Origin of the sequence: Pusillimonas sp., assembly GCF_029263785.1 — a bacterium.
Taxonomy (GTDB): domain Bacteria; phylum Pseudomonadota; class Gammaproteobacteria; order Burkholderiales; family Burkholderiaceae_B; genus Pusillimonas.
On the sequence record NZ_JAJUFE010000017.1, the window covers coordinates 18,238 to 44,361 of the forward strand.

Sequence of the window (26,124 nt, forward strand, 5' to 3'; positions counted from 1 at the left end):
GGCCGGCAGCACAGTCGCCATTTCTGAACGAGCCGTACTTGGACTTTTCCGAACGGGTACGGGCCGGCAGCTGCGAAGCGGCACGGACAGCGGTTAGCAAACCCGCGCGGGTTTTGGAATATCTCCACTGCGGTCTAAAATTGACGGATCTATTGATCTACCCTTCTTCCAGCACCCTTGCCGGGTAGCTGGAAGACATTTTTGCTGTGCATTGTCCATGACTGAATTCAAACGCCCCATTCTGAAGTTGCCGGATTCCCGCAAGAAGGTCTTGCTGCATTCCTGCTGCGCCCCCTGTTCGGGCGAGGTGATGGAGGCCATGACTGCGTCAGGCATTGATTATTCGATCTATTTCTATAACCCGAACATCCACCCGGACCGCGAGTACGAGATCCGCAAAAACGAGAACATCCGTTTCGCGGAGGAACACGGCATCGAATTCATTGACGCGGATTATGATCGCGACAACTGGTTCGAGCGTGTCAAAGGTCTTGAAAATGAACCGGAACGGGGCGAACGCTGCACGGTCTGCTTCGACATGCGGTTCGAGCGTACTGCGCTTTACGCCCATGAGCACGGTTTTGACACAATAACCAGTTCGCTGGGGATTTCGCGCTGGAAGGACATGAACCAGATCAATGGCTGCGGGGAACGCGCGGCAGCCCGTTATCCGAATCTGATCTACTGGACGTACAACTGGCGCAAGGGCGGCGGCTCCGCGCGCATGATCGAGATCTCCAAGCGCGAGCAGTTTTATCAGCAAGAATATTGTGGGTGCATCTATTCGCTGCGCGACACCAACCGGCACCGCCGTGCGCGAGGCCGCGAAGCGATCGAGATCGGCGTGAAGTTTTACGGAAAGGACGACTGAGTTCCAAACTCAGTTGGGTTCTTTTGGCGGCGCAGTGCCGTATTGTTGCTTTAAATTTATGCAGATCCCGAATCCAGATGGGTGGCTTATCGTTGCGCGCCGTCACAGGTCGGGGAGCTATTATCGAAATCGCGAGCTGTGGGGTGGGTCTGGTGTATTTGAGCCGTAGAGCAAGCCGAGCATCTGCCTATTTCCGGGAGGCAAGCCCGGAACTGTTTGAGCGCGACGGTTGCTGACAGTCCGGGGGACTGTCAGCCTCGCGAGTTTTTCGGGCGCCCGGAAATTGGCAGATGCGAAGGAAGCCGGCGAAGCCGGCCGCAGATCTCCGGCTCAAATACACCAGACCCACCCCACAGCGCCCCAAGAAAACAAAAAGGCCCCTTCCAGCAAAGGGGCCCCTATCAGCAACAAGCTGAGATATCGATCTAAAAACACACTGCCGAAGGCAGAAACCCCACCCCCTTACTGCAGCGTCCTTTCAAAGACGAACTGGCCATCCCGCCAGTCAACGGGAATCACGTCCTTGGGCCCAAACTTGCCCTCGAGCAACAAACGGGCAACCGGGTTCTCGATGTGCTGCTGAATCGCACGCTTGAGCGGACGCGCTCCGAAGACCGGGTCGAAACCGGCACGAGCCAGCTGAGCCAACGCTGCATCAGACACTTCCAACTGCATGTCCTGGGCGGCAAGACGCTCAGCCAGGCGCTCGATCTGAATACGTGCAATCGATTCAATATGCTTGGACTCGAGACCGTGGAACACCACCACCTCATCGATGCGGTTAAGAAACTCCGGTCGGAAAGCCGTTTTCAGCTCATCCCAGATTACCTCCTTGACCACCTCGTATGGCTGCCCCGCCATACTTTGAATGTGCTGTGACCCCAGGTTTGAAGTCATCACAATCACCGTATTGCGGAAGTCGACTGTGCGGCCCTGGCCGTCCGTGAGTCGGCCGTCATCCAGCACTTGCAAGAGCACATTGAACACATCCGGGTGTGCCTTTTCGACCTCATCGAGCAAGATCACGCTGTACGGATTGCGACGCACCGCTTCGGTCAGATAGCCGCCCTCTTCGTAGCCCACGTATCCTGGGGGCGCACCGATCAAACGGGCGACCGAGTGCTTCTCCATGAACTCGCTCATGTCGACACGAATCATGTGGTCGTCAGAATCGAACAGGAAGTTGGCCAGCGCCTTGGTGAGTTCCGTCTTACCCACGCCAGTGGGCCCAAGAAACAGGAACGAACCGTAAGGCCGTGAAGGGTCGGACAACCCTGCGCGCGAACGACGGATCGCATCGGCCACGAGACTGACGGCCTCGTCCTGACCGACCACGCGCTTGTGCAGGTGCTCTTCCATGCCAAGGAGCTTTTCGCGTTCTCCCTGCATCATCTTGGAAACAGGAATGCCTGTGGCACGAGACACCACCTCGGCGATTTCTTCGGCGCCGACTTCGGTGCGCAAGAGCTTCGGCTTGTCGGCCTGATGGGAGTCTTTGCCCGCTTCAGCCGCCGCGAGGCGAGCTTCGAGTTCGGGCAGGGTTCCATATTGAAGCTCGGCCAGTTTGTCGAACTGCCCCTTTCGCTGAAGCTCTGCCATTTCGGCGCGAACCCGCTCGATTTCTTCCTTGATCGATTGCGAGCCCTGAACGGCCGCTTTTTCAGCCTTCCAGATTTCCTCGTAATCGTTGTACTCGCGCTGCAACTTCTCGAGCTCATCATCAATGGCCTGAAGGCGGCGCACCGATGCATCGTCCGTGTCCTTCTTGACGGCTTCGCGCTCGATCTTCAGCTGAATGATGCGGCGATCAAGCTTGTCCATCACCTCTGGCTTGGAGTCGATCTCCATGCGTATGCGCGCTGCGGCCTCGTCGATAAGGTCGATGGCCTTGTCAGGCAGGAAGCGATCGGTAATGTAGCGATGCGACAGCTCGGCCGCGGCGACAATCGCCGGGTCAGTAATGGCCACGCCGTGGTGAAGCTCGTAGCGTTCCTGCAGCCCGCGCAAAATAGCAATCGTGGACTCGATGTCGGGCTCGTTGACCTGCACCTTCTGGAAACGACGCTCGAGCGCCGCATCTTTTTCGATGTACTTCCGGTACTCGTCCAGCGTGGTGGCACCGATGCAATGAAGCTCGCCGCGCGACAGGGCCGGCTTGAGCATGTTGCCGGCGTCCATCGCGCCTTCAGCCTTGCCGGCACCAACCATGGTGTGCAGCTCGTCGATAAAGACGATGATGCCGCCTTCGTCCTGGGCCAGTTCCTTGAGCACGGCCTTGAGACGTTCTTCGAATTCACCACGATACTTCGCACCGGCCAGCAATGCCGCAAGATCCAGCGAAAGCACCCGCTTGCCCTTGAGCGTTTCGGGAACTTCGTTGTTCACAATGCGCTGCGCCAGCCCCTCGACAATTGCGGTTTTACCGACCCCGGGCTCGCCGATGAGGACGGGGTTGTTCTTGGTACGCCGCTGAAGGATCTGGATAGTGCGACGAATTTCGTCGTCCCGGCCAATGACGGGGTCGAGCTTGCCACGTCGGGCGCGCTCGGTCAGGTCGGTGGTGTATTTATCGAGCGCTTCGCGATTGGATTCACCTTCGGCGTCGGATACCGATTCGCCTCCGCGGATCGCTTCGATGGCGGCTTCCAGCGGCTTGCGCTGCAAACCGGCTTCGCGCAGTATCCGCCCTGCCTCACCCTTGTCGTCGACAAGGGCAAGCAGGAACAGCTCGCTGGCGATGTATGTGTCGCCACGACTGGCGGCCTCTTTGTCGGTACGCGCGAGCACCGATTGCAGGTCCCGGCTGACCTGAATGTTCTGGTCGACGCCCTGCACTTGTGGCAAGGCGGATATCGCCGTGTTCAGATCGGCCACGACCCTGTTCACTGCCACGCCGGCGCGTGCGAGCAGGCTGCTTGCGCCACTATCCGTATCGGACAGCAAGGCGGACAGCACATGAACCGGCTCGATATAGGGGTTGTCGTTTCTGATGGCCAGGCTTTGAGCATCTGCAAAAGCCTGTTGAAGTTTGGTTGTAAGCTTGTCGAATCGCATGATCCCTCAACTTTTTAAAAATTGCTGGGGCATGCGTTCGCAATAAGCCAAATTAGACGCTGAGCCCCTGGTAATGTTGACTAGATGCGGTTGGAGAAAGAAATTTCAAGATGCGAAATGCACTTGACCGAGAAAAAGAGCCACCCAAACTCTCCATACTTTACACTCGGATAGCCAGGAAAGAACATTACTCGGATAACCAGGAAAGAATTTTTGTAGGGAGACAGCAGTTCAATGGGAAAATTCAGGCAGCTCGAAAGCTTTGTATCTGTTGCCACCTTGGGTAGTTTATCGGCCGCAGCCCGCGCCGAAGGCGTAGCGCCGGCCATGATGGCCCGCCGGATGAATGCCCTTGAGGCCAGACTGGGCATCAAGCTGATGGTTCGCTCAACACGGCGGCTTTCTCTTACCGCAGAAGGCATGTTGCTGTTCAACGAAGCGCAGCGCATTTTGCGAGAGCTGGCCGACGCCGAAAATCGCGTTGCCCAGGGCAGTGAGCAGCCTAGTGGCCATCTGCGCATCAGCGCCCCGGCGGGCTTCGGTCGTCGGCACGTAGCCCCGCTATTGCCTGAGTTTCTGCGCAACAATCCTAAAGTTACCGTATCGCTCGACCTGACAGACCGCCTCGTCGACCTGATCGAAGAGCGTTATGACTGCGCCATTCGTATCGGAGACCTCGACGATTCCAGCATTATTGGCCTGCGACTGGCCGACAATCGTCGTGTCGTTGTCGCGGCGCCCTCCTACCTCGCACTGCATGGTTCGCCCCGCACACCCGACGATCTGGCCCGCCACAACTGCCTGGCGTTCGGTGACCAGGGCAACAACCAGGCGCGCGGATGGTTGTTTCGCCATGCTGACGGCCAGGTCAGGCCGGTACGGGTCAAGGGCACGATGTCCTGTAGCGACGGATCGGTGCTGCACGAGTGGACATTGCAAGGTCACGGCCTGGCCTGGAGGTCTCTTTGGGAGATCCGCGAAGATCTGGCAACGGGCCGGCTGGTGACGGTTCTGGACGAATATGCCGCGCCGGCCAACGGCATTTTTGCCATGTTGCCCGAGCGAAAGCATCTGCCCCTGCGCGTCCGCGCCCTGGTTGACTTGCTGCGGGCCACCTATTCGCAGGACAGCTATTGGGCGACACATTAGAGGCCCAAGGAGGCGACATTAGAGACCCAAGGGGGGGCGACATTAGAGGCCCGAGGAGAAAACATTAGAGGCTCAAGGGTGCAACATTAGATACCCAGGGGCCGACAAAACAACGCGACAAAACGTGTCTCTTTTGGAAAACTAGTACAATCAGACTAGGGCCGTACCAAAAGAATAAAAATCTTCAGCGGTTACCAGGATGCGTATGCAAAAGAGAATATCGCTTTCGCCCGAGTCGACCCGCTGTTCGACTTGCATGTTGAACAGCTTGTGCCTGCCTCTGGGCATAAACAGCAACGATATCGTCAAATTCGACGAAGTTGTAAGCGAACGTATCCGCATACCCAAAGGTGCCGCGCTCTTCCATCAAGGCGATCCTGCCACCGCTATTTATGGCATCCGGTCCGGCTCCATCAAGACCCAGCTCGAAGACGCCGTCGGTCAGGTACAGGTCACCGGCTTTCTGCTGCCGGGAGAAGTGGTCGGCATCGACGGCTTTCTTAATACCACCCAGTTGTCGAACGCCATTGCGCTGGAAGACACCGAAGTATGCGTGGCGCGCATCGAAGACATGGATCGCGTGGCAGCCCACGTGCCCGCCGTGCAGCACCAGCTGCGCCGCCTCAGCAGCGAAGAAATCAAGCGATCACAGCAGTTGGTGGTGGCACTTGGGGTTCTGCGTTCCGAGCAACGCCTGGCGGCATTTCTGCTCGACCTGTCGCAGCGCCTTTCCGCGCTGGGGTACTCACCCAACGAGTTCGTTCTTCGAATGAGCCGCGAAGAGATCGGCAACTACCTGGGGCTTACACTCGAAACCGTCAGTCGGCTTTTTTCGCGGTTTGCGCGCGAAAACCTGATCCGGATCCATCAGCGCGAAGTGCAACTGCTCGACCTGCCGACCTTGCGGCAGGTGTCGGGCATCGAGTGCGAATAGCTCGCCTAGTAAGTATCAAGCGGATCGGGTTCGGGTGCGCTGGGGGCCATGTACAGGCTTAGCGAACTCGACAATGCCGCCATGAGCCAGAATAAAAAGAAACCGCCGGCATACATCTGCTGGCGACTGAGTTCGATGGAACCGAAAATGGGGATATCGAGTGGATCGACCAGGGCGAAAACAGTGGCACTGGTGGCTGCACCAACCAGAAACGACGGCCAGAGTATCCACATCAGTGAACGCCATTTCATGATGCATCCTCCACAGCAGGAGCACCTGCGGCCGGCGCCGCGCTGCGTTCTATGACCAGGCCGCGCTTGCTGCCACCGTCGGTAATGGGCTGATCGGCAAAGTTCTGTACTGCCAGCCCAATGGTAATGACGCATCCCACGATGGCGGCGGCGGGGCCTGCCATCAGGATCCATGGCCAGGGTTCACGCCACCATGGATTGCTTTTCTTTGTCTCACTCATGCTTTGCCTCGTTATTGCTTCGTACGACCTTCCTTGGGCAGATGCGATCAGCGTGGAATATAGAAACTCGTGGCCTCGGTAACCACGGTTTCACGCCCCTGATCAGACACCGCCGTCAGTTTCAGCTCGATATCATACAGCCCAGGTTCGGATTCAGCCGCCGGAGCCCGCACCACCACGGGAACGAGCCGGTTTGCTGAGCCCTCGACGACCAACTGGCGCTCGGGATGGTCGGCCGGCATCACCACGATGCCCGGCAAGCCGTCTGCATCCAGGGTCAGCGTCAGTGGAGACTCGGACGTGTTGATGATTTGCAGGCGGTACACGTTCTCGATCTGTCCCCCGGCCACTTCACGACCCAGCGCTCCGCGGTCGCGGATGACGTCCATGCGCAGCGTGCTGCGCGTCGCCAGCGACACAACCAGGCCCACGGCAATCACCAACAACAACAAGGTATACGCAATGACTCGCGGTCGCAGCAGGCGGCGTCGTACCTGACTTTGCGTCAGACCTTCGGTAATGGCACTGCCCGAGGTATACCGGATGAGCCCTTTGGGGTAATCCATTTTCTCCATGACCTGGTCACACGCATCGACACAGGCACCACAGCCTATGCACATGTACTGGAGACCATCGCGGATATCGATGCCGGTAGGGCATACCTGAACACACAAGGTGCAATCGACGCAGTCGCCCATCCCTGCTTCTTTGTGATCGATACGCCTGGAACGCCCGCCACGCGGCTCACCGCGCTTGTAGTCGTACGTGACGACAAATGTGTCGTCGTCGACCATCACGCTTTGAAAGCGTGCGTACGGACACATGTACTTGCAAACGGCCTCGCGCATGAAACCTGCGTTGCCCCAGGTTGCAAAGGCATAGAACACCATCCAGAACCACTGCCACGGCCCCAGCGACAAGGCAAGCAGACCGGCACCCAGTTCGCGGATGGGAGCAAAGTAACCAATGAAGGTAAAGCCCGTCCAGAATGCGATCAGGACCCAGATGGAGTGCTTGGCAGCCTTGAGGCCCAGCTTGCGGGCATTCCAGGGTTGCTCGTCCAGACGAATGCGAGCCAGGCGATCGCCTTCGATCTTGCGCTCGACCCACATGAAGATTTCTGTGTATACCGTTTGTGGACAGGCATAACCGCAGAACAGGCGCCCCGCCATCGCGGTAAACAGGAACAGCGAAAATGCTGACAACACCAGAAGGACCGCAAGATAGACGACATCTTGCGGCCAGAGCACCATGCCGAAAATATAGAACTTTCGGGCGCCCAGATCGAAGAGCACGGCCTGGCGTCCCTGCCATTGCAGCCACGGCAGGCCATAGAAAATGATCTGGGTGACAAACACCATGATGACGCGCCAGCGCGCATAGATGCCAGATACCGAACGCGGATAAACCTTGCTGCGGACATCTGCCAGGGCTTGCTCAACCTGGGGAGACGTGCCCTTCTGGCGGCGCGAAACAACCTGCGGACGCCAGGCCGGAGAAGCCTGACCGCCTTGCGAACCGCCCGAGGGAGAAGGTTTACTGCTTTCGGTGTTCATGTGGTCCTCTTCAGTCGGCGCGTTCGCCCTCATTCGTCAGGCCCCACACCCATGCTGTCAGCATTCGAATCTGCTGCGGAGTGAGGATGCGCTCCTGAGCGGGCATCTGGTTCTCGCGCCCATTCAGGATAATGTCGACGATGGTGGCTTCCGAGCTGCCATGCAGCCAGATGTTGTCAGTGAGGTTCGGCGCACCCAAAGCGGTATTGCCTTTGCCCTCGGCACCATGACAGGCCACGCAGTAAGAGTCGTAGCCGCGTTTGCCTGGCACGATCCGCAAGGGGTCGGCAGCCAGGCCGGACAGCGACCGGACATACTGCGCAATGTCGGATGCCTCGGCGGGGCTGATCGTGCCGCGCCACGGCGGCATGACACCATGACGGCCTTTGGTGATTGACTGCTGGATTTGCTCGGGTGAACCACCATACAGCCAATCCCGGTCAGCCAGGTTGGGGAAACTCGGGCCGCCGCGAGCGTCCGAGCCGTGACATTGCGCGCAGTTGTTCAGAAAGAGGCGCTGACCTATTTGCTGGGCTTCGGCATCGGCGGCAATCTGGGGGATGCTCATGTCCTCGAAGCGGGCGTAGACCGGGGCGATCTGCTCGGCCTGGGCGCGCTGTGCTTCGCGTACAGCCTCGGCGGATGAATAGTTGAGCAGGCCCTGGAAACTGCCCAGGCCGGGATACAGCAGCAAATAACCGAGGGCGAAAATACACAGGCCCAGATAGAACACGGTCCACCAGCGGGGCACCGGGTTATTGAGCTCGGACAGGTCGCCGTCCCAGACGTGACCTGTGTTCTCGACCTGCTTGACTTCCTTGCCCAGCCAGGCACGTTGCGTAAAGAGCAGCCACACGCAAAAAATAATGCCGCCCAATGCAATGGCTGCAATGTAATAGCTCCAGCCACTGTTGAAAAAGTCACTCATGAGACTCCCCTTGTTTCTTCTGTTCTGCTTCGCGCGCCTGGTCTTCGGCCTGCTCTTTCTTGGCGGCCTGCTCCACTTCGTCGGGCTGCGCAAACGGCAGCATCGACGCGTCGCGGTTTGCCTTGCTTCTACCCCGCGAGAATGCCCACCACACGATGCCGATGAAGGTCAGCAAAGCGATGAGGGTCGCGATACCGTTGAATGTAGACATCAGGGTTCTCCGGCCATGATGTCGGCTGCTGCCTGGCGTCCTGCTACACCCAGGCTTTGCAGATAAGCAACCATGGCGTCTTCTTCGGTTTTGCCCTTGAGGGCTTCGGGAGCTGCCTCGATTTCTTCGTCGGTGTACGGCACGCCCAGGTAACGTAGCGCTCGCATGCGCGCCTGCACGTCGACACCTTCGACCGAGTTGTGCTGCAGCCAGGGGTAAGCCGGCATATTGGACTCGGCCACCACAGCGCGGGGGTCGCGCAGGTGGATGCGATGCCAATCGTCGGAATAACGTTGTCCAACCCGGGCCAGATCGGGGCCGGTACGTTTGGACCCCCACAGGAAGGGGTGGTCGTACACGAATTCACCGGCGACCGAATACGGACCGTAACGCTGCACTTCAGACTGAAGCATGCGGATCTGCTGCGAGTGGCAGCCGACGCAACCCTCGCGAATGTACAGGTCGCGCCCCACCAGTTGCAGCGCCTCGTATGGCTTGACGCCCTCAACCGGCTGAGTGGTGGAGTGCTGGAAGAACAACGGGATGATTTGCGCCAGGCCCGCGATGGAGATCACGAGCACGCTGAAGAAGATCAACAAGCCGATGTTCGTCTCGAGCAGTTCGTGACTGAAGCGTTTTTTCTGTTTACTTGCCATGTCAAGACTTCCTTTAAGCGACCACTTTGGCGGTAGCGGGCGCCGTCTGCGGTAATGCGGGCCCCACCAGAGCGGGGTCGGTGCTGTCCGGGTTGTACTTGTAAACCACGGGGTTGGGCTTGGGCTGTCCCTTGATGGTGCGATAGGTGTTCCAGGCCATGATGAACACACCGCTCAGGAAGAACAGGCCACCCAGCAGACGAATGGCATAAAGCGGATACGTGGCGGCGACACCTTCAACAAAGCTGTAGGTAAGCGTGCCGTCCGCCCCCGTGGCGCGCCACATCAGACCCTGCATCACGCCGGCCACCCACATCGAACTGATGTAGAGCACAACGCCAATGGTGGCGAGCCAGAAGTGCAGTTCAATGAGCTTGACGCTGGCCATTGAGGTGCGACCGTACAGTCGAGGAATCATGTAGTACAGCGAACCAAAGGTGATCATGGCCACCCAGCCAAGCGCGCCAACGTGTACGTGGCCGACAGTCCAGTCGGTGTAGTGCGACAGCGCGTTCACCGTACGGATGGACATCATCGAACCCTCGAACGTGGCCATGCCGTAGAACGACAGTGCCGTGACCAGGAACTTGAGGATCGGGTCGGTGCGAAGCTTGTGCCATGCGCCGGACAGGGTCATGATGCCGTTGATCATGCCGCCCCACGACGGTGCCAGCAGGATCAGCGAGAACGCCATGCCCAGTGCCTGTGTCCAGTCGGGCAGCGAAGTGTAGTGCAAGTGGTGCGGACCGGCCCACATGTACGTGAATGCCAGCGCCCAGAAGTGCACGATGGAAAGACGGTACGAATAGATGGGGCGATCTGCCTGTTTCGGCACAAAGTAGTACATCATGCCCAGGAAGCTGGTGGTCAGGAAGAACCCGACGGCGTTATGTCCGTACCACCACTGCACCATGGCATCTTGCACGCCGGCGTAGGCCGAGTACGACTTCCACAGCGAGACTGGAATCTCGATGTTGTTGAAGATGTGCAGTACGGCAATGGTGACGATGTAAGAGCCGTAGAACCAGTTGGCGACGTAGATATGTTTTACGCGACGCTTGGCAATCGTGCCAAAAAACACCACGGCATACGACACCCATACGAGCGCAATCAGGATATCAATGGGCCATTCGTACTCGGCGTATTCTTTGGTGGTGGTAAACCCCATGGGCAAGGTGATGAAACCCAGCACCAATGCCAGCTGCCAACCCCAGAAGGTAAACGAGGCAAGCTTGTCCGAGAACAGGCGAACCTGACAGGTGCGCTGTACCACGTAGTACGACGTCGCAAACAGCGCTGTGCCGCCAAAGGCGAAGATCACCGTATTGGTATGCACAGGACGCAGACGGCCATAGCTGAGCCAGGGCGTGTTGAAGTTAAGCTCGGGCCAGATGAGTTGTGCGGCGATGAGCACGCCCACACCCATGCCCACTATCCCCCAGAATATGGTCATGATCGTGAACTGCCTGACCACGCCATAGTTGAAGGTTTCCGGCTGGTCAGCCAAAGTACCCGAAGTACCCATGGAATTCCCCTATTACAAACTACAAAATAGTAAATACGTCGCTTTGACCGGCATCTGCCGGGATGGCCTGAATTGGTGGCCGCTATTCGTGGCTTGCTTTGTCCTGGTCTGCTCCGCCCTGATCACCCGAATCGTCATCGCGCAATATGGATTCACTCGCTTCATCGCTGCCTTCAAACTGACCGGCGAATATCGCCCACCAGAACGCAACACCAATAGCCACGACAAACACCACCGATATGGCGATGAGCAGGTACATGGCCTCCATGCCGACCTAGCCCGCGACCGCGACTGCGTGAGCGGACGCCGGCGCCGTCTGACGCTTATACAACCGCCAGGCGTTGGCCGCGACCGCTAGCGAAGACAAGAGCATGGTTATGGCCGCCAGCCAGGGTTGAACCCAGCCAATGGCGGCCAAAGGCATCATGAGTACGTGCCATAACATGGCGCCCAGCAGGCTTTGACGCGCAACGCGTTCACTGGCCTGTACCAGGCTGCCGAGTTGTTGTTTGGTGGTGGTTGGCCGTGCCATCAAGCTGGCGTGGGCAGCGGCGATCGAGGTGGGAACCGCCATGGCCATCGCGCAAGGGCAACTGATGACCAGCATGGCGACCATGATGCCAATGGCGCGATCGGGCATGTAAAAATACCAGAAGGCGCCTGCAACAAAGGCCACCGCAAGCTGGACGATTGTAAACCATATGGCGACCCGGTCGGCTTTGGCCGAAAGCATGGCGCGATGCTGCTCGATGATGTCGTGCAATCCGCCGCTGCCCACGGCCTGACGGCTACAGAGTTCGAAATATCTTGCAGTAAGCAGAAAGGCAACAAACATGGTGACCGAGTCGAAATACACCTCACCGTGCTGGGCCCATGTGGCATAAGAGCTGGGGATGAACGCCGCCGCAATACCCAGTGCCACGGGGACGTCCATGCTGACCTCGGCCTGTCGGATGCGTTTGACGGCGCCCTGCCAGACGGGCCAGGCGCAGTAAAAGACAACGGGCAGTGTCATGGCAAGACTGACCCAGTTCATGAAGACAATGGCGCTGTCGAGAAAGCTGCGATCTGCGGGGTTCATGTAGCCGCCGCGAAGGTAGCCCGGAAAGGCGAACATCATGACCTGCATCATGACGAGCCAGGCCAGGCCCAGGCGCGCAAGCATGTGCCGCCGGCGCAGGCGCTGAGCCGGCGCAAGCGAATCGGGGATGGTAAAGATGGAGAACACGCGCATGATGAAGGCAACTATAACGTTGCGCCGCACAAAAGGCCTTGATCTAGATCAAGGGCGGAGGTGTTCCTGTACCGAACACCATTCTACGCCCGGGCTGCGCAGACCGTCCAAGACAAAAAAGCGGCCTCTACTGAGGCCGCTTGCATCTTCCTTTTAGCTCCGGGTTACACCGGCCAGCACATCACACACACTAGGCGGCTTCGAACTGGGCTTCCTCTGTGGAACCGGTCAGCGCGGTAGTAGAAGACTCGCCACCTTCGATGGTTTGCGTGACGGTATCGAAATAACCGGTGCCGACTTCGCGCTGGTGCTTGACGGCGGTGAAGCCCAGATCCGCTGCGGCAAATTCCTTTTGCTGAAGCTCGACGAAGGCGCTCATCTGACGGCGGGCGTAACCGTGAGCCAATTCGAACATGCCGTAGTTGAGGGCATGGAAGCCGGCCAGCGTAATGAACTGGAACTTGTAACCCATGGCACCCAACTCACGCTGGAAGCGGGCGATGGTGTCGTCGTCAAGGTTCTTCTTCCAGTTGAATGAAGGCGAGCAGTTGTAGGCGAGCATCTTGCCGGGGAACTGTTTGTGGATGGCCTCGGCGAACTTGCGGGCATAGTCAAGATCGGGGGTTGAGGTTTCGCACCACAGCAGATCGGCATAGGGCGCGTAGGCCAGGCCACGCGAGATGCCCTGCTCAATACCGGGGCGGGTACGGAAGAAGCCTTCAGACGTGCGCTCGCCCGTGATGAACGGGTGATCGTTCTCGTCGACGTCGCTGGTGATGAGGTCGGCAGCGTCGGCGTCCGTGCGCGCCAGCAACAAGGTGGGCACACCCAGAACGTCAGCGGCCAGGCGGGCGGCAACAAGTTTGGCAACTGCTTCACGGGTGGGTACAAGCACCTTGCCGCCCATGTGGCCGCACTTTTTGACAGAAGCCAGCTGGTCTTCGAAGTGTACGCCGGCGGCGCCGGCTTCGATCATGGCCTTCATCAGTTCAAAGGCGTTCAACACACCCCCAAAGCCGGCTTCGGCATCGGCAACGATAGGTGCGAAATAATCAACATAGCCTTTGTCGCCGGGGCCGACACCCTCCATCCATTGAATCTGGTCACAACGAGTCAGCGCATTATTGATGCGACGAACCACCTGGGGCACGGAATTGGCGGGGTATAGCGACTGATCGGGATACATTTCACCCGCAAGGTTGGCGTCGCCGGCGACCTGCCAGCCCGAAAGATAGATGGCCTTCAAGCCTGCCTTGACCTGCTGCATGGCCTGATTGCCGGTCAGCGCACCCAGTGCATTGACGAAGTCTTCGGTCTGCAGAAGGTTCCACAGTTTTTCGGAGCCACGCTTGGCCAGGGTATGTTCCACCATGACCGACCCACGAAGTCGCACGACTTCGTCAGCCGTATAGCCGCGTTTTACGCCTTGCCAACGGGGGCTCTCGGCCCAATGGTTCTGCAATTCACGGACTTGTTGTTCGCGTGTAGACATGATGTTGCCTCCTGAAGAGTGAAAGAAAATAGACCTTGTATGGAGAAAATTCTACGCCTCTTGTGCGGGGCAAAACACACTTATGTCTTATATAAGACTAAAAATATTTCCTTTTAAAATCATTAAACTATGAAATTCTTTTCGTATTATGAAATCATTTTTGGCACTATGAAAACGGTTGCGCTGCCCTGCAGCAGAGCCATTTCATATGACGGTTGTTACGTTTCGCCATATGAAAAAATGGTGGCCGGTACAATAAGGCCTGATTTTCTTGCTGGTTGACGCCATGAACTCCCGTCTCGACAATGCGCCGCTTGGACAAAACACGGTGTATCCCACGGCTTATGATGCCGCACTGCTCTACCCCATAGAACGGGCACCGAACCGGCTGGCTTTGGGAACCCTGCCCGACTGGATCGGCGCAGACATCTGGAATGCATATGAAATTTCGTGGCTGAATTCAAAGGGCAAGCCGGTGGTTGCCACCGCCACGTTTACCGTGCCTCAGAACAGCCCGAATCTGGTTGAATCCAAGTCGTTCAAGCTCTATCTGAATTCGTTCAACGAAGAGCGATTTGAAGACCAGTCGGAAGTCGTTGCGCGGATGCGTCGCGATATTTCAGCAGCGTGTGGCGCACAGGTCGAGGTCGAGCTTCTGACGCTTGCCGAACAGACCGGAAGCGTTTACCGGCCCATGGACGGCATCAATATTGATGACATTGACGTAGAAATAGACGTCTACACACCCTCGCCCAACCTCTTGCAGTGTGTGCCCGGAGCAAACGATATTGAGGAAACCCTGGTTTCCGACCTTCTCAAGTCCAATTGCCCGGTAACGGGCCAGCCCGACTGGGCCACCGTCCAGATCCGCTACGCGGGGCCGCAAATCGATCGGTCCACCCTATTGAAGTACATAGTGTCTCTTCGCCGTCACGATGAATTTCATGAGCACTGCGTCGAGAAAATGTATTGCGACATCTGGCGGGTATGCAAACCCCGTTCTTTGCTGGTCTACGCGCGCTATACGCGGCGTGGAGGACTGGACATCAATCCATGGCGGGCAAGTCACGCAGCGCAGGTAGACACGGCAAGAACAGTACGTCAGTAACAGGCCCTCGTCGTTAACACCCGTCGTTGACACCCTCCGTTAACACCCGTCGCTAACACCCGACCCTGACAGCCGTCATTGACACGCATCGGCAACAGCTCCCGCAAGAAACAGATCTCAACGGTAACGGACGAGTCAGTAACAGGTCCATCGGCAATATTCAGCTGACGAGCGCCTGAGGGCCGGTGCGCGCATTGACCGACCGGGCAATGATCATGGCCAGTGCAGATGCCGCTACAAAAGCAAGTGCGGCACCGACCCATGGCCCTTGGGCATGACCGGCATCCAGCATCAGCCCGAACCCTACTGGGCCAAGCGACGCCCCTACGTCCATTCCCGAATACACAAGCCCGTACACGGTGCCGGTGGCACCCTTGGGCGTGATCTTGCGGATCAGCATGTCTCGCGACGGTGTGCTGACCCCGGCGCAGAATCCGGCAAGCCCGACAGCGACCATGGCCAAGGGCGAAATCAACATGCCCGAGGCCAGGACGATCAGCAGGCCACCGGCCACAATCAGCGAAAGCGCAACGGTTCGCTCGTTGTTTGGGGTCGCGCCAACCAGGAATCCACCCGCGATCATCCCCAGCGCCGATGCCAGCATAAAGCCCGAAAGCGTCGTACCGGCCATGACCTTGTCAATACCGTAGACGTCGCCAAGCATGGGGATCGTATAGTTCTGCACGGCCGAAAAAGCGATGGATGTGCAGGCAAAGAAGAAGAAAGCTCCCCAGAGCGCAGGTTGCGTCACCAGCGTAACCAAGGTACGTCCCACCGACTGTTGCGCGAGATCCGGAGTGGAGTCCACAGCAGCCGAGCCCGCTTGCCGGGATGACGATTCGCCCAGGCCGGCCACGGACTTGGCAGACGTTTCATTGCGGCCGGCCAGCAGGTCTCGACCGACCCACACCAGCAGCAATACGGCAGCCACCAGGCCCGCAGCGCCAAACGCCGCCACCCGCCAGTTGCCAAGATGGATGAGTGTAGTCATGAAGACGGGTGTCAGTGCCCAGCCCAGGTTGCCCGTAAAGCCGTGCGTGCTGAACGCATGCCCCAGGCGGCGGGAGCTTACCCGATGGTTAATGATCGAGAAGTCGACCGGGTGAAACACTGAATTGCCTGCGCCCCCGATGACGGCGGCAAGCAGCAGCATGGCGTAATTGGTCGACAGGCCGATCAATACGCCCGACACCACAAAGCATGCCAGTCCAAACCGCAGGACGGGTGTAGGCCCGATCCGGTCGACAATAAAACCAGACGAGGCCTGGCCCAGGCCGGATATGACAAAAAAGACTGAAACCAGCAGCCCCAACTGAACAAAGTCGTAGCCGAACTCGGCAGCCAGCGGCAGAAAAAGTGTGGGGAAGACGAGCTGGAAGAAATGAGAACACGAGTGGCCCGCACCGATCAGCCCGATAATCTTCCAGTCTCGCCGCTTGACGGCAGGCGTGTCGTCAAGCTGATCGACAGTGGTTGAAACCATGATAAAACCTTCTACAACCTTATTGGCTGCGACCGGTCCGGTCGCGTATCTGGGGCGCGGCGCGCTGCAGATAATAGCACATTGACCAGATGGTAAGAACCGCCGCCACAATAATAAGTACCTGACCGACCCATACGCTGGAAACGCCGTAAAGCTCTTGCCAGTACAGCAGGCAGGGAATGGCAACCATCTGGGCGGCCGTCTTGAACTTGCCCAGCCAATGCACGGCAACGCTGCCACTTGCACCGATCTTGGCCATCCATTCGCGCAGCGCCGAAATGGTGATTTCACGACCAATGATAATCAGCGCAATGACAGCATCGACCCGGTTCAGATCCAGCAGCAACAGAAGGGCCGCACACACCATCAGCTTGTCTGCGACCGGATCAAGAAAGGCGCCGAACGAAGATGTCTGGTTCCATCTGCGGGCCAGCCAGCCGTCGAACCAGTCGGTCAGGGCAGCGAAGATGAAGGCCAAGGCTGCAATGGTGTCGCGGGTGGTCGCGGGCAACCAATCGTGGGGCACGTAAAACAGCGCCACGAGCAACGGGATCATGGCGATGCGCAGCCACGTCAACACGATCGGAAAGTTCAAAGGCATAGGGTCAATACTACCATCGCTACGTACGCAATGCCTGATAGATACGCTCGGCCAGTTCGTCGGAAATTCCCTCGACTTCTCTCAAGTCGTCGACACTGGCCGCAACCACTCCAGAGAACCCGCCAAAGCGCGCAAGCAGTTTTTGCCTGCGACGTGCGCCCACGCCCTCTATCTCTTCAAGCCGCGATACGGTTCGCGCCTTGGCCCGTTTCGCCCGCATGCCGGTTATAGCGAAGCGGTGCGCCTCGTCACGGATCTGGGCGACCAGCATCAGGGCAGCAGATTCGGGCCCCAGCGATACGGGCGGGCGTCCGTCCGCAAAGACGAGGGTCTCCAGGCCCACCTTGCGCCCCTCCCCCTTCGCGACCCCTACGATGATCTGGATGTCCAGGCCAAACTCGGCAAACACCTGGCGTGCAACCTCGACCTGGCCCTTGCCCCCGTCGATAAGGACCAGAGAAGGAAGTTCGGCCAGGCCGTCGGCCACACGACTGAAGCGACGGGTCAGCACCTGTCGCATGGCTGCATAGTCGTCACCCGCCTTCACACCGGCGATGTTGTATCGCCGATACAAAGAAGGCTGCATCTCGTGGTTCTTGTAGACGACACAAGACGCTTGAGTCGCCTCACCCGCCGTATGACTGATGTCGAAGCATTCGATGTGCATGGCAGCCAGTGCCGTCTCGTCGGTATCCAGGTTCAACGCTTCGGCCAAAGCCAGGGTGCGTGCCGACCGCGCAGAGGATTCGGTCAGCATGCGTGCCAGCGCCATCTCGGCATTGCGTTGAGCCTGTTCAAGCCAGCTGCGTCGCATACCCTGCGGGCGGACCAGAACGCGCGCCTTGACCCCCGTCTGTTCGGCCAGCAGCGTCATCAGGCTCGCGTCAGGCAACTTGTGCGAGCACACCAGTACTGGCGGCAGGCCTCCATCCACATAATGCTGCGCCACAAAGGCTGCAAGCACGTCAGCCGGGTCGTCGCCATCTGTATGCGTGGGAAAGAAGGCCCGGTCTCCCAAATGGCGACCGCCACGCACCATGGCCAGATTGACGCATACGCGTCCGCCTGACGCCGCCACAGCGATGATGTCGACATCGTCAGTGCCTACCTGCTCCATGGTCTGTTGCTGCAAGACCCTTGCCAATGCACCCATCTGATCGCGCAGCACCGCGGCCTGCTCAAAATCAAGTGCTTCGGACGCCTGCAGCATACGCGCCTCGATGTCCTCCAGAACCTCCTTGGCACGGCCATCAAGAAAGCGGATGGCACGTTCGACATCGGCTTGGTAATCCTCGGCGGAGATCAGGTCGACACACGGTGCGGAACACCGTGCGATCTGATGCAGCAGACAGGGGCGTGACCGGTTGGCATAAACGCTGTCCTCGCAAGTGCGCAGTCGAAACACCCGCTGCAGGATCTGAATGGTCTCGCGGACCGCCCAGGCGTTGGGATACGGCCCGAAGTACCGTCCCTTGCCGCTGGTGGCGCCCCGATAGTACGCGATGCGCGGTGCTTCATGACCGGTTATGTGTAGGAAAGGATACGACTTGTCATCGCGAAACAGGATGTTGTAGCGAGGCTGCAGCCGCTTGATAAGATTGTTCTCAAGCAGCAGCGCTTCGGCCTCCGAGCGCGTGACGGTCACTTCGACCCTGGCCACGCGCGCCACCATGTGCGCAATACGCGGACTGGCCAGGTTCTTCTGAAAATACGACGAAACCCGCTTCTTGAGGTTACTGGCCTTGCCTACGTAAAGCACCTCGTCCCGCTCGTCGATATGCCGGTACACCCCCGGCAGGTTTGGCAGGTCAGCCAGAAATGATTTCAGATTGAAGCTGTCGGGCATACTGATAACGGGCAAGGCTTTGCAGGGTGTCCCAGTCGGGCGCCGCCTGACGCGGCACCAGACGCCGGATGCGTGCCAGTGATTGCGGCGAAGGCGTGTGCTTCAGACGGGCCAGCAGTTCGTCGGCAAGATCGGGACGATTACATACCAGCACCATGTCGCAGCCCGCATTCAGGGCCGCTTGAGCGCGGGCCAGAATGTCTCCTGCAACCGTCGCGCCTTCCATGGTCAGATCGTCAGAAAACACCACCCCATCATAAGCGAGATTGTCCCGCAGCACGGTCTGTATCCAGTACGGTGAAAACCCGGCAGGGTTCGGGTCTACCTGCGAATAGATGACATGGGCCGGCATTACCGATGGCAACACCATGTCGCCCAGCCAGCCGTATGGCGCCGCGTCTTCGCGCATGATCTGTTCGAAGCTGCGGTCGTCTACCGGTATTTCGTGGTGGGAATCGGCCTGCACGTAACCATGACCGGGAAAATGCTTGCCGCAAGCCGCCATGCCCGAGAACATCAAACCTTGAATCAGTGCCCTGGCCAGCATTGCCACCACCTGAGACTCGCGGTGAAAGGCGCGATTTCCTATCACCTGGCTGACGCCATAATCCAGATCCAGCACGGGAGTAAAGCTCAAGTCGACCCCACAAGCGCGCAGCTCTGCCCCCAAAACATATCCGGTTTCAGTGGCCAGCCGCATGGCCGCCAGGGAATCATCCATCCAGATCTCGCCAAACGCCGACATCGGCGGCAACAGCGTGAAGCCGTCGTCGCGAAAACGCTGCACACGTCCGCCTTCGTGATCCACACAGATCAGCAAGGGTTCATCGCGCAAGGCATGAATTTCGCGACACAACTCAATCAGTTCCTGCCTGCCCACAAAATTGCGAGAAAACAGGATGACGCCGCCCACCAGGGGATGACGCAGGCGCTGCCGTTCGTGGTCAGTGAGAGATGCACCCTCGACATCGACAATAACCGGGCCCAGGGGAAGAAATTGATTGGCAGAATCAGCAGCTGTCATGTCGATGGTCAAATTGGGTTACGAGTACCGGTGGATGGATCGGCTAGCGGTTCGAGCAGGACAAAGGCCATGGCCAGATCGCTTTCGTCGCTTAAAGAGATGTGGGCCGCGCCATAACGTGTGCAATACCATTCGGCCAGGGCGCCATCCAGCCTGACAACGGGGCGCCCCCCCGGGGCGTTCAGGGCCTGCATCAGACGCCATGACATCGGAGCATGCATGCCCAGGCCTATCGCTTTGGAAAACGCCTCCTTGGCAGCAAACCGCGTTGCCAGATATCGCACACCGCGTGGCGGATCGCGCTGGAATCGGCGCTGAAACACGGCCAGCTCCTGGTCACCCAGGATACGGTTCGCAAACTTGAACCCCTGACGCTCGAATACGCCACGCACACGATCGACCTTGACAATATCGGTGCCGATACCCGCAATGGCGACGGACGGAGGAAGTTCCATGGCGCTGTTACCTGCCCTTGAACACCGGAGCGCGCTTGGCCAGGAAGGCCTGAACACCCTCCTGATAGTCCTCGGTGGTTCCAAGTTCGCGTATCAGGTCTCGCTCAAGATCGAGCTGCTGCTCGAGTGTGTTGTCAAGGCTTTGATTCAGCGCCAGCTTGGTGGCGGCCAGACCCTTGGTGGGCGCGGTAGAAAAGTGCGCGGCCAGCTCTTGCAAGCGGGCATCGAACTGGTCGTCGGGTACGCATTCCCAGATCAAGCCCCACTGCGCGGCTTTCTCGGCGCTAAGCTTGTCGCCCAACATGGCCAGACCCATGGCCCGGGCTGAACCAACAAGGCGTGGCAAAGCGTAGGTGCCGCCCGTATCGGGCAAGAGGCCAAGACGGCAGAATGGCTCGATGAAACTGGCTGACGCCTTGGCGATGACAATATCGCCGGCCAACGCAAGATTGGCGCCTGCCCCTGCCGCCACGCCATTTACACCCACCACGACCGGCATCGGCAAAGCGCGCAAGCGCTTGACCAGTGGCCCGTAATACTTTTCGATGCTCATGCCCAGGTCAAGCGGCGGATCACCTTCTTTAACGACCCGCTGCGATAAATCCTGACCTGCGCAGAACCCCCTGCCCGCTCCGGTAAGAACCAGCACCCGGGCGCCCTCTTTCTCGACCCGGCCGACGGCGTCAGCGACTTCGGCATGCATGTCGGCGGTGAAACTGTTGAGTTTCTCGGGCCGGTTGAGCGTCAGGCGGGCAATGCCGCCTTCAAGTTCGAAAAGTATATTGTTGTAGGTCATAGTTTTATGAAATGCTCGCGATAGTGCTTGAGCTCTTCGATGGATTCATAAATATCAGCAAGGGCCTCGTGTCGGCTTTGCTTGACAAAGCTGCGGTATACCTCGGGCTTCCAGCGCAAGGCCAGCTCCTTCAATGTACTGACATCCAGATTGCGATAATGGAAGAATGCTTCGAGCCTGGGCATGTACTTGACCAGGAAACGACGGTCTTGTCCAACCGTATTGCCGCACAGGGGTGATTTTCCGGCGGGCACATATTGGGTCAGAAATTCTAGCAGTTGTTCTTCGGCCTGCTCTTCGGTAATGGTCGAGGCACGCACCTTGTCGGTCAACCCGCTCTTGCCATGTGTGGATGTATTCCATTTGTCCATGGCATTGAGCAATTCGTCGCTTTGGTGAATGACAACAACCGGCCCCTCCGCCACAAAAGTAAGGTCGGGTTCGGTGACCACGACCGCTGCTTCGATGATGCGTTCCTTTTCTGGATCGAGTCCTGTCATTTCCAGGTCGAGCCATACCAAACGCTGTTCATTAACCGCCATATAATCCTTCCTTAAAAGAGGGATTTTCTCATACCTGCCGGTAGCCTATATGTTTACACTGTGGTTCATCGCTTTTCTGTTCGCTGATCTGGCCACCCGTGCCTGGGTGGCATCGCGCCAAATGCGCCATGTGCTGCGGCACCGTGACCAGGTTCCCCCCGAGTTTTCAGACCGCATCAGCCTGCGCAGTCACCAACGTGCCGCCGACTATACACTGGCCAAGGTTCGACTGGGCATGGTCGAAACCGTAGTCGAAGCCTGTGTCCTTGTCGCGCTGACCCTGCTGGGGGGACTGCAATGGCTCGACTTGTATTGGGGACGAACCATCGACTCGGAAATCTGGCGTCAATTGGCTCTGATCGGTTCTGTGGTAGCCATCATCAGCCTGGTCAATCTGCCCTTTGCGATCTGGCGAAAATTCAAGCTCGAAGCACGCTTCGGCTTCAATCGTGTAACACCTGGATTGTTTGCCAGCGATCTGCTCAAGGGACTGGTTCTCACCCTGGTGCTTGGAACGCCTCTGGTAGCCTTGGTGCTGTGGGTCATGGGCAATGCCGGGCCTCACTGGGTATGGTGGGCGTGGGCAGTATGGGTCGCGTTCAATTTTCTGGTGATCTGGCTTTTTCCTACCGTTATCGCACCCCTGTTCAACAAGTTCACCCCATTACAGGATCAGACCGTTGCCGACCGGGTCAACGCGTTGGCACATCGATGCGGCTTTCAGCTAAACGGCTTGTTCGTGATGGATGGCTCGAAACGTTCGGCGCATGGCAACGCGTACTTTACGGGCTTCGGTCGCAACCGCCGCATCGTATTCTTCGACACCTTGCTGTCGCGGCTCAATCCCGTCGAGATCGAAGCCGTGCTGGCACATGAACTGGGTCACTTTAAACATCGGCACATCATCAAGCGGATGGCCGTGAGCTTTGGCGTTGCGCTGATCTTCTTCGCTGTGCTGGGATGGCTGTCGCAGCAGGTGTGGTTTTACACCGGGCTGGGTGTCATTCCCCAACTGGGACGCCCCAACGATGCGCTTGCCCTTATCTTGTTCTTCCTGGCGATGCCCGTCTTCACATTTTGGGTGACTCCGCTTGCAAGCTGGTTTTCGCGACGCGATGAGTTCCAGGCCGATCAATATGCTGCTCGACAATCATCCGCCGACGCTCTGATATCGGCCTTGGTCAAGTTATACGACGACAACGCCGCCACGCTTACGCCCGACCCTGTGCATTCGGCCTTTTACGACAGCCACCCACCCGCCGCCTTGCGCATTCAGAAGTTGCGGCATGAGGCCTGATCCATCGATGAAGCAAGGCCGGATCATTGCGGCCCACGGACGTCATTACACGGTCGAGTTTGCCGACGGCACCACCCGACAATGCTTTCCTCGTGGAAAAAAATCAGGCCCTGCCGTAGGCGACCATGTAGTGATTCGCCTACAAGGCGAAACCGAAGGCGTCATCGAAGAAATTAAAGAAAGAAAGAATCTGGTCTATCGCTCGGACGACATGCGCACCAAGCAGTTCGCGGCGAACGTTGATCAGTTGCTGATTGTCGTGGCAGTTGAGCCCGCCTTTTCCATGGAGCTTATCGGTCGCGCCCTGGTCGCTGCCAGTCACGCCGATATTTCACCCATCATCATCCTTAACAAGGCCGACATTCAGCAGGGCTTCGAGCAGGCCCGGGATCGCCTGCAGCAGTTGGCTGTCGTTTACGACCCGGCGATTCCGGTTGTTCCTACTCACGCCCTGGACACTGCGGCTACCGCCTCAACCCTGTTGCCCTATCTGCGCGGCCGTTGCAGTTTGCTGCTGGGACAAAGTGGAATGGGTAAATCAAGCTTGCTGAATGCTTTGGTACCCCAAGCCCAGGCAGCGACGCAAGAACACTCGATTGCCCTGGATGCGGGCCGGCACACGACAACTTCAACCCGTTTGTATCACCTGCCCAATGCAGACGGATCCATCATCGATTCGCCGGGTTTCCAGAATTTCGGCCTGTATCATCTGACCCCGGCCGATATCGAGCGCGGATTTCCCGAGTTTGTACGCCACGCCGGGCAATGTCGCTTCTACAACTGCTCGCACAGGCACGAGCCCGGATGCGCCGTACTGGCGGCACTCAAGCAGGGCACGATACATGCGGAAAGGCATGAACTGTACCAGCGCATTCTGTCTGAAATCGAAGAGAAAGATCGCTATTGACATGCTTGAACTGCCGCATGGCCGATCGATCTGCAGCGGGGCCACTTGTGCGCAGCATTACAGTTTGCTTTGGGCGGCAGACAGGAAGTGGTAGAAGTTACGGATCAGGGCGGCGGTAGCGCCCCAGATGAAATAGTTCTTCCAGGGCATCGAAAAATAAAACCGATGGCCTCCGTCAGGCAGATGAGCGCGATGCAGAAAATGGTTCGCCGGATCCATCAGAAAAGAAAGGGGTACCTCGAACACCTCGGCCACTTCGGTCAGGTCGGGCCTGATGGTGAATCCGGGCCGCACGTACCCTATTACCGGCTTCATGGTAAAGCGGGTGGAAGTCAAAAAGCCTGGCTGTGTACCTATAAGTTGTATGTAGTCGGATGTAACGCCGATTTCTTCTTGTGTTTCTCGCAAGGCCGCAGCCACAGCGTCCTGGTCAGTGGATTCGATTCGACCGCCCGGAAAACAGATCTGACCGGCATGGTCGTACAGATGCGAGGCGCGCCGGGTAAACAGAAGATGCAAGCCGTCAGGGCGCTGGACCAGAGGAACAAACACAGCCGCCTGGACGATACCAATGAGATCGAGGGTGTCTGCCTGAAAACTTTCCGTGAAAACGGGTTCGACTTGCCAATCGACCGGGCTTGTAAACGCTTTCTGGATAAAGTCCAGCTCCAACGTTGCGTTGTTTAAAGGCAACAAAATATCGGACAGCGGCACAATGGGCTGGGTTTGAGGATCGAACCCCGGTACTACTACCGTGCGTTTGACGGACCGGGAATGCGGTAGGTTTCGCTCCATAGCTCCAATCGTAAGTACCCCTGACTGCGCTTACCTGATTTTGCCGCATTTAACGCATTTATACGGAAAGCGGCAAAAACAAAGGCACCGCTCGGGTGCCTTTGTGACTGGATACGGGCGAAACAGAGCTTATGCTTCTGCTTTTTTGTCGGCCCGGCGAACCAGTTTCTCTTTGATGCGTGCAGATTTACCCGAACGGCTACGCAGGTAATAAAGTTTAGCACGGCGGACATCGCCACGGCGCTTGACTTCGATAGACGCGATTTGCGGTGAGTAAAGCTGGAAGGTACGTTCGATAGCTTCGCCAGAAGAGATCTTGCGAACGATGAACGACGAATTAAGACCGCGATTGCGCTTGGCAATGACGACGCCTTCGTATGCCTGGACACGCTTGCGTGTACCTTCGACTACGTTGACGTTGACGACGACGGTGTCGCCGGGGCCAAATTCAGGCTTGGGCTCGCCGCCGGTAAGGCGGTTGATTTCTTCCTGCTCGAGTGTTGCGATTAAGTCCACGGTGGGCTCCTGATTTCATCGAAAACGACCTTTTATTACTGCAAGCAAGCGGCCTTACATAAAGCCCTGCTTTTGTTCTGCCCAAGCTGAAAAGCCCCTGTGTTGCAGGCTATAAGCTTGGAAAGTACTACTTTAGGTCGCCAGAAGATGACGTTGCAAAACCCAGCATTATACACCCTTGCCTGTGCCTTGGATACCACGCCGGGTGAAGGCAGAAAAAAATGCCTAAAACCCGCCAGCCGAACCCAGCCACATGAGCCCGGGGATTGTCGCGCCCCAGATGGCCACCAGACAAACATCGGCCAGCATGGCGCCACGGCTAAGGCTTTTTTTGGTGCTTGACGATGAGCCGACCTTGCCGGAGCGCGACCGGCGCGGCTGCTGAACGGGAGGAAAAGGCCATTTTGCAGGAGTTTGCGGTGAATTCATGGTGTCGTCTCGCTATGATTGCATGGTGTGCGCAAAGCCGTAGCCCGCATGACACAGGCCGCTTGAAAAACCCGGCACACCACTGTTTTTAAAACCACTGTTTATTTGAACAGCTGTATTCGATACTGTACGAAACAACAGTGTTTTTGGCAAGCATTTATTTGCAAGAACAACATCCCCGCCGCGCCCCTGAACGCCACCCCGGAAGCATAAACAGCACCCCTGCTCGCATCGTGCGCCAAC

At 57.9% G+C, this 26,124-nt stretch carries 28 protein-coding genes; 6 read left to right on the forward strand and 22 right to left on the reverse strand.

Going from position 1 to position 26,124, the window contains the following annotated elements; genetic code table 11:
• Positions 1–217: 217 nt before the first annotated feature.
• Complete coding sequence (locus Q1J88_RS06510; RefSeq protein WP_301116773.1) at positions 218–871, forward strand: epoxyqueuosine reductase QueH; 654 nt, start codon at positions 218–220, stop codon at positions 869–871.
• A 462-nt stretch (positions 872–1,333) separates the two neighbouring features.
• Here Q1J88_RS06510 and clpB read toward each other — a convergent pair whose 3' ends face one another.
• A complete protein-coding gene (clpB, locus tag Q1J88_RS06515; RefSeq protein WP_301116774.1) occupies positions 1,334–3,925 on the reverse strand; it encodes an ATP-dependent chaperone ClpB in 2,592 nt (863 codons plus the stop codon).
• A gap of 234 nt (positions 3,926–4,159) precedes the next feature.
• Here clpB and Q1J88_RS06520 point away from each other — a divergent pair, with 234 nt between their 5' ends.
• Both Q1J88_RS06520 and Q1J88_RS06525 read left to right on the forward strand, forming a co-directional pair.
• Positions 4,160–5,074, forward strand: coding sequence for a LysR family transcriptional regulator (locus tag Q1J88_RS06520; protein ID WP_301116775.1), 915 nt, complete (start codon positions 4,160–4,162; stop codon positions 5,072–5,074).
• Between the two features lie 205 nt (positions 5,075–5,279).
• Positions 5,280–6,008: a helix-turn-helix domain-containing protein gene (locus Q1J88_RS06525; RefSeq protein WP_301116776.1), complete on the forward strand. Its 729-nt coding sequence runs from the start codon at positions 5,280–5,282 to the stop codon at positions 6,006–6,008.
• A 5-nt stretch (positions 6,009–6,013) separates the two neighbouring features.
• On the opposite strand, the gene Q1J88_RS06530 is transcribed toward Q1J88_RS06525, so the two are convergent.
• The 10 genes from Q1J88_RS06530 to aceA all read right to left on the reverse strand — a co-directional run bounded on the left by Q1J88_RS06530 (position 6,014) and on the right by aceA (position 14,082).
• Complete coding sequence (locus Q1J88_RS06530; RefSeq protein ID WP_301116777.1) at positions 6,014–6,259, reverse strand: hypothetical protein; 246 nt, start codon at positions 6,257–6,259, stop codon at positions 6,014–6,016.
• Complete coding sequence (locus Q1J88_RS06535) at positions 6,256–6,480, reverse strand: FixH family protein (protein WP_301116778.1); 225 nt, start codon at positions 6,478–6,480, stop codon at positions 6,256–6,258. Before Q1J88_RS06535 ends, Q1J88_RS06530 begins: the two co-directional genes overlap by 4 nt.
• Before the next feature lie 47 nt (positions 6,481–6,527).
• On the reverse strand, positions 6,528–8,036 hold the full coding sequence (gene ccoG, locus Q1J88_RS06540; protein WP_301116779.1) for a cytochrome c oxidase accessory protein CcoG: 1,509 nt from the start codon (positions 8,034–8,036) through the stop codon (positions 6,528–6,530).
• 10 nt (positions 8,037–8,046) lie between these two features.
• Complete coding sequence (gene ccoP, locus Q1J88_RS06545) at positions 8,047–8,964, reverse strand: cytochrome-c oxidase, cbb3-type subunit III (protein ID WP_301116780.1); 918 nt, start codon at positions 8,962–8,964, stop codon at positions 8,047–8,049.
• Positions 8,957–9,175, reverse strand: coding sequence for a cbb3-type cytochrome c oxidase subunit 3 (locus Q1J88_RS06550; RefSeq protein ID WP_301116782.1), 219 nt, complete (start codon positions 9,173–9,175; stop codon positions 8,957–8,959). The genes ccoP and Q1J88_RS06550 overlap by 8 nt, the downstream gene beginning before the upstream one ends.
• Positions 9,175–9,831, reverse strand: a complete 657-nt coding sequence (gene ccoO / locus Q1J88_RS06555) for a cytochrome-c oxidase, cbb3-type subunit II (RefSeq protein ID WP_301116783.1) — start codon at positions 9,829–9,831, stop codon at positions 9,175–9,177. Before ccoO ends, Q1J88_RS06550 begins: the two co-directional genes overlap by 1 nt.
• A 13-nt stretch (positions 9,832–9,844) precedes the next feature.
• On the reverse strand, positions 9,845–11,356 hold the full coding sequence (ccoN, locus tag Q1J88_RS06560) for a cytochrome-c oxidase, cbb3-type subunit I (protein ID WP_301116785.1): 1,512 nt from the start codon (positions 11,354–11,356) through the stop codon (positions 9,845–9,847).
• An 82-nt stretch (positions 11,357–11,438) separates the two neighbouring features.
• Positions 11,439–11,615, reverse strand: a complete 177-nt coding sequence (gene ccoS, locus Q1J88_RS06565; RefSeq protein WP_324215698.1) for a cbb3-type cytochrome oxidase assembly protein CcoS — start codon at positions 11,613–11,615, stop codon at positions 11,439–11,441.
• A 15-nt stretch (positions 11,616–11,630) separates the two neighbouring features.
• Complete coding sequence (locus Q1J88_RS06570) at positions 11,631–12,590, reverse strand: hypothetical protein (RefSeq protein ID WP_301116804.1); 960 nt, start codon at positions 12,588–12,590, stop codon at positions 11,631–11,633.
• Positions 12,591–12,780: 190 nt separating this feature from the next.
• Positions 12,781–14,082, reverse strand: coding sequence for an isocitrate lyase (aceA, locus tag Q1J88_RS06575; protein WP_301116787.1), 1,302 nt, complete (start codon positions 14,080–14,082; stop codon positions 12,781–12,783).
• Between the two features lie 286 nt (positions 14,083–14,368).
• Between aceA and queF the strand changes: the two genes are divergently transcribed.
• The gene (gene queF / locus Q1J88_RS06580) at positions 14,369–15,190 is read left to right on the forward strand and encodes an NADPH-dependent 7-cyano-7-deazaguanine reductase QueF (protein ID WP_301116788.1); all 822 of its coding nucleotides are present in this window, start codon (positions 14,369–14,371) and stop codon (positions 15,188–15,190) included.
• A 160-nt stretch (positions 15,191–15,350) separates the two neighbouring features.
• Here the strand turns inward: queF and Q1J88_RS06585 are convergent, their stop codons facing one another.
• From Q1J88_RS06585 to orn, 7 genes are read right to left on the reverse strand one after another with little or no spacing between them, the layout of a single operon-like run.
• Positions 15,351–16,673, reverse strand: coding sequence for an MFS transporter (locus Q1J88_RS06585; protein WP_301116789.1), 1,323 nt, complete (start codon positions 16,671–16,673; stop codon positions 15,351–15,353).
• A gap of 19 nt (positions 16,674–16,692) precedes the next feature.
• On the reverse strand, positions 16,693–17,274 hold the full coding sequence (pgsA, locus tag Q1J88_RS06590) for a CDP-diacylglycerol--glycerol-3-phosphate 3-phosphatidyltransferase (protein ID WP_301116791.1): 582 nt from the start codon (positions 17,272–17,274) through the stop codon (positions 16,693–16,695).
• A gap of 19 nt (positions 17,275–17,293) precedes the next feature.
• A complete protein-coding gene (gene uvrC, locus Q1J88_RS06595; RefSeq protein WP_301116805.1) occupies positions 17,294–19,120 on the reverse strand; it encodes an excinuclease ABC subunit UvrC in 1,827 nt (608 codons plus the stop codon).
• The gene (gene nagZ, locus Q1J88_RS06600) at positions 19,083–20,144 is read right to left on the reverse strand and encodes a beta-N-acetylhexosaminidase (RefSeq protein ID WP_301116792.1); all 1,062 of its coding nucleotides are present in this window, start codon (positions 20,142–20,144) and stop codon (positions 19,083–19,085) included. Before nagZ ends, uvrC begins: the two co-directional genes overlap by 38 nt.
• Positions 20,145–20,152: 8 nt before the next feature.
• Positions 20,153–20,599, reverse strand: coding sequence for a holo-ACP synthase (gene acpS, locus Q1J88_RS06605; RefSeq protein ID WP_301116793.1), 447 nt, complete (start codon positions 20,597–20,599; stop codon positions 20,153–20,155).
• A gap of 7 nt (positions 20,600–20,606) precedes the next feature.
• Positions 20,607–21,395 carry a 2-(1,2-epoxy-1,2-dihydrophenyl)acetyl-CoA isomerase PaaG gene (paaG, locus tag Q1J88_RS06610; RefSeq protein ID WP_301116795.1) on the reverse strand — a complete coding sequence of 263 codons (789 nt, stop codon included), beginning with the start codon at positions 21,393–21,395 and terminating at the stop codon, positions 20,607–20,609.
• A complete protein-coding gene (orn, locus tag Q1J88_RS06615; RefSeq protein ID WP_301116796.1) occupies positions 21,392–21,937 on the reverse strand; it encodes an oligoribonuclease in 546 nt (181 codons plus the stop codon). The genes paaG and orn overlap by 4 nt, the downstream gene beginning before the upstream one ends.
• A 49-nt stretch (positions 21,938–21,986) precedes the next feature.
• On the opposite strand from orn, the gene Q1J88_RS06620 reads away from it, so the two are divergent.
• Both Q1J88_RS06620 and rsgA read left to right on the forward strand, forming a co-directional pair.
• Positions 21,987–23,234 (forward strand): M48 family metallopeptidase, encoded by a 1,248-nt coding sequence (locus Q1J88_RS06620; RefSeq protein WP_301116797.1) that lies wholly within the window; start codon positions 21,987–21,989, stop codon positions 23,232–23,234.
• The gene (rsgA, locus tag Q1J88_RS06625; protein ID WP_301116798.1) at positions 23,224–24,141 is read left to right on the forward strand and encodes a ribosome small subunit-dependent GTPase A; all 918 of its coding nucleotides are present in this window, start codon (positions 23,224–23,226) and stop codon (positions 24,139–24,141) included. Before Q1J88_RS06620 ends, rsgA begins: the two co-directional genes overlap by 11 nt.
• A gap of 57 nt (positions 24,142–24,198) precedes the next feature.
• Here rsgA and Q1J88_RS06630 read toward each other — a convergent pair whose 3' ends face one another.
• From Q1J88_RS06630 to Q1J88_RS06645, 4 genes are all read right to left on the reverse strand, one after another.
• Positions 24,199–24,936, reverse strand: coding sequence for a CoA pyrophosphatase (locus tag Q1J88_RS06630; RefSeq protein ID WP_301116799.1), 738 nt, complete (start codon positions 24,934–24,936; stop codon positions 24,199–24,201).
• 129 nt (positions 24,937–25,065) lie between these two features.
• Positions 25,066–25,452 (reverse strand): 50S ribosomal protein L19, encoded by a 387-nt coding sequence (gene rplS, locus Q1J88_RS06635; RefSeq protein WP_301116800.1) that lies wholly within the window; start codon positions 25,450–25,452, stop codon positions 25,066–25,068.
• Between the two features lie 225 nt (positions 25,453–25,677).
• Positions 25,678–25,881 carry a hypothetical protein gene (locus Q1J88_RS06640; RefSeq protein ID WP_301116801.1) on the reverse strand — a complete coding sequence of 68 codons (204 nt, stop codon included), beginning with the start codon at positions 25,879–25,881 and terminating at the stop codon, positions 25,678–25,680.
• 12 nt (positions 25,882–25,893) lie between these two features.
• On the reverse strand, positions 25,894–26,124 hold a 231-nt coding region (locus Q1J88_RS06645; protein WP_301116802.1), incomplete at its 5' end, for a hypothetical protein.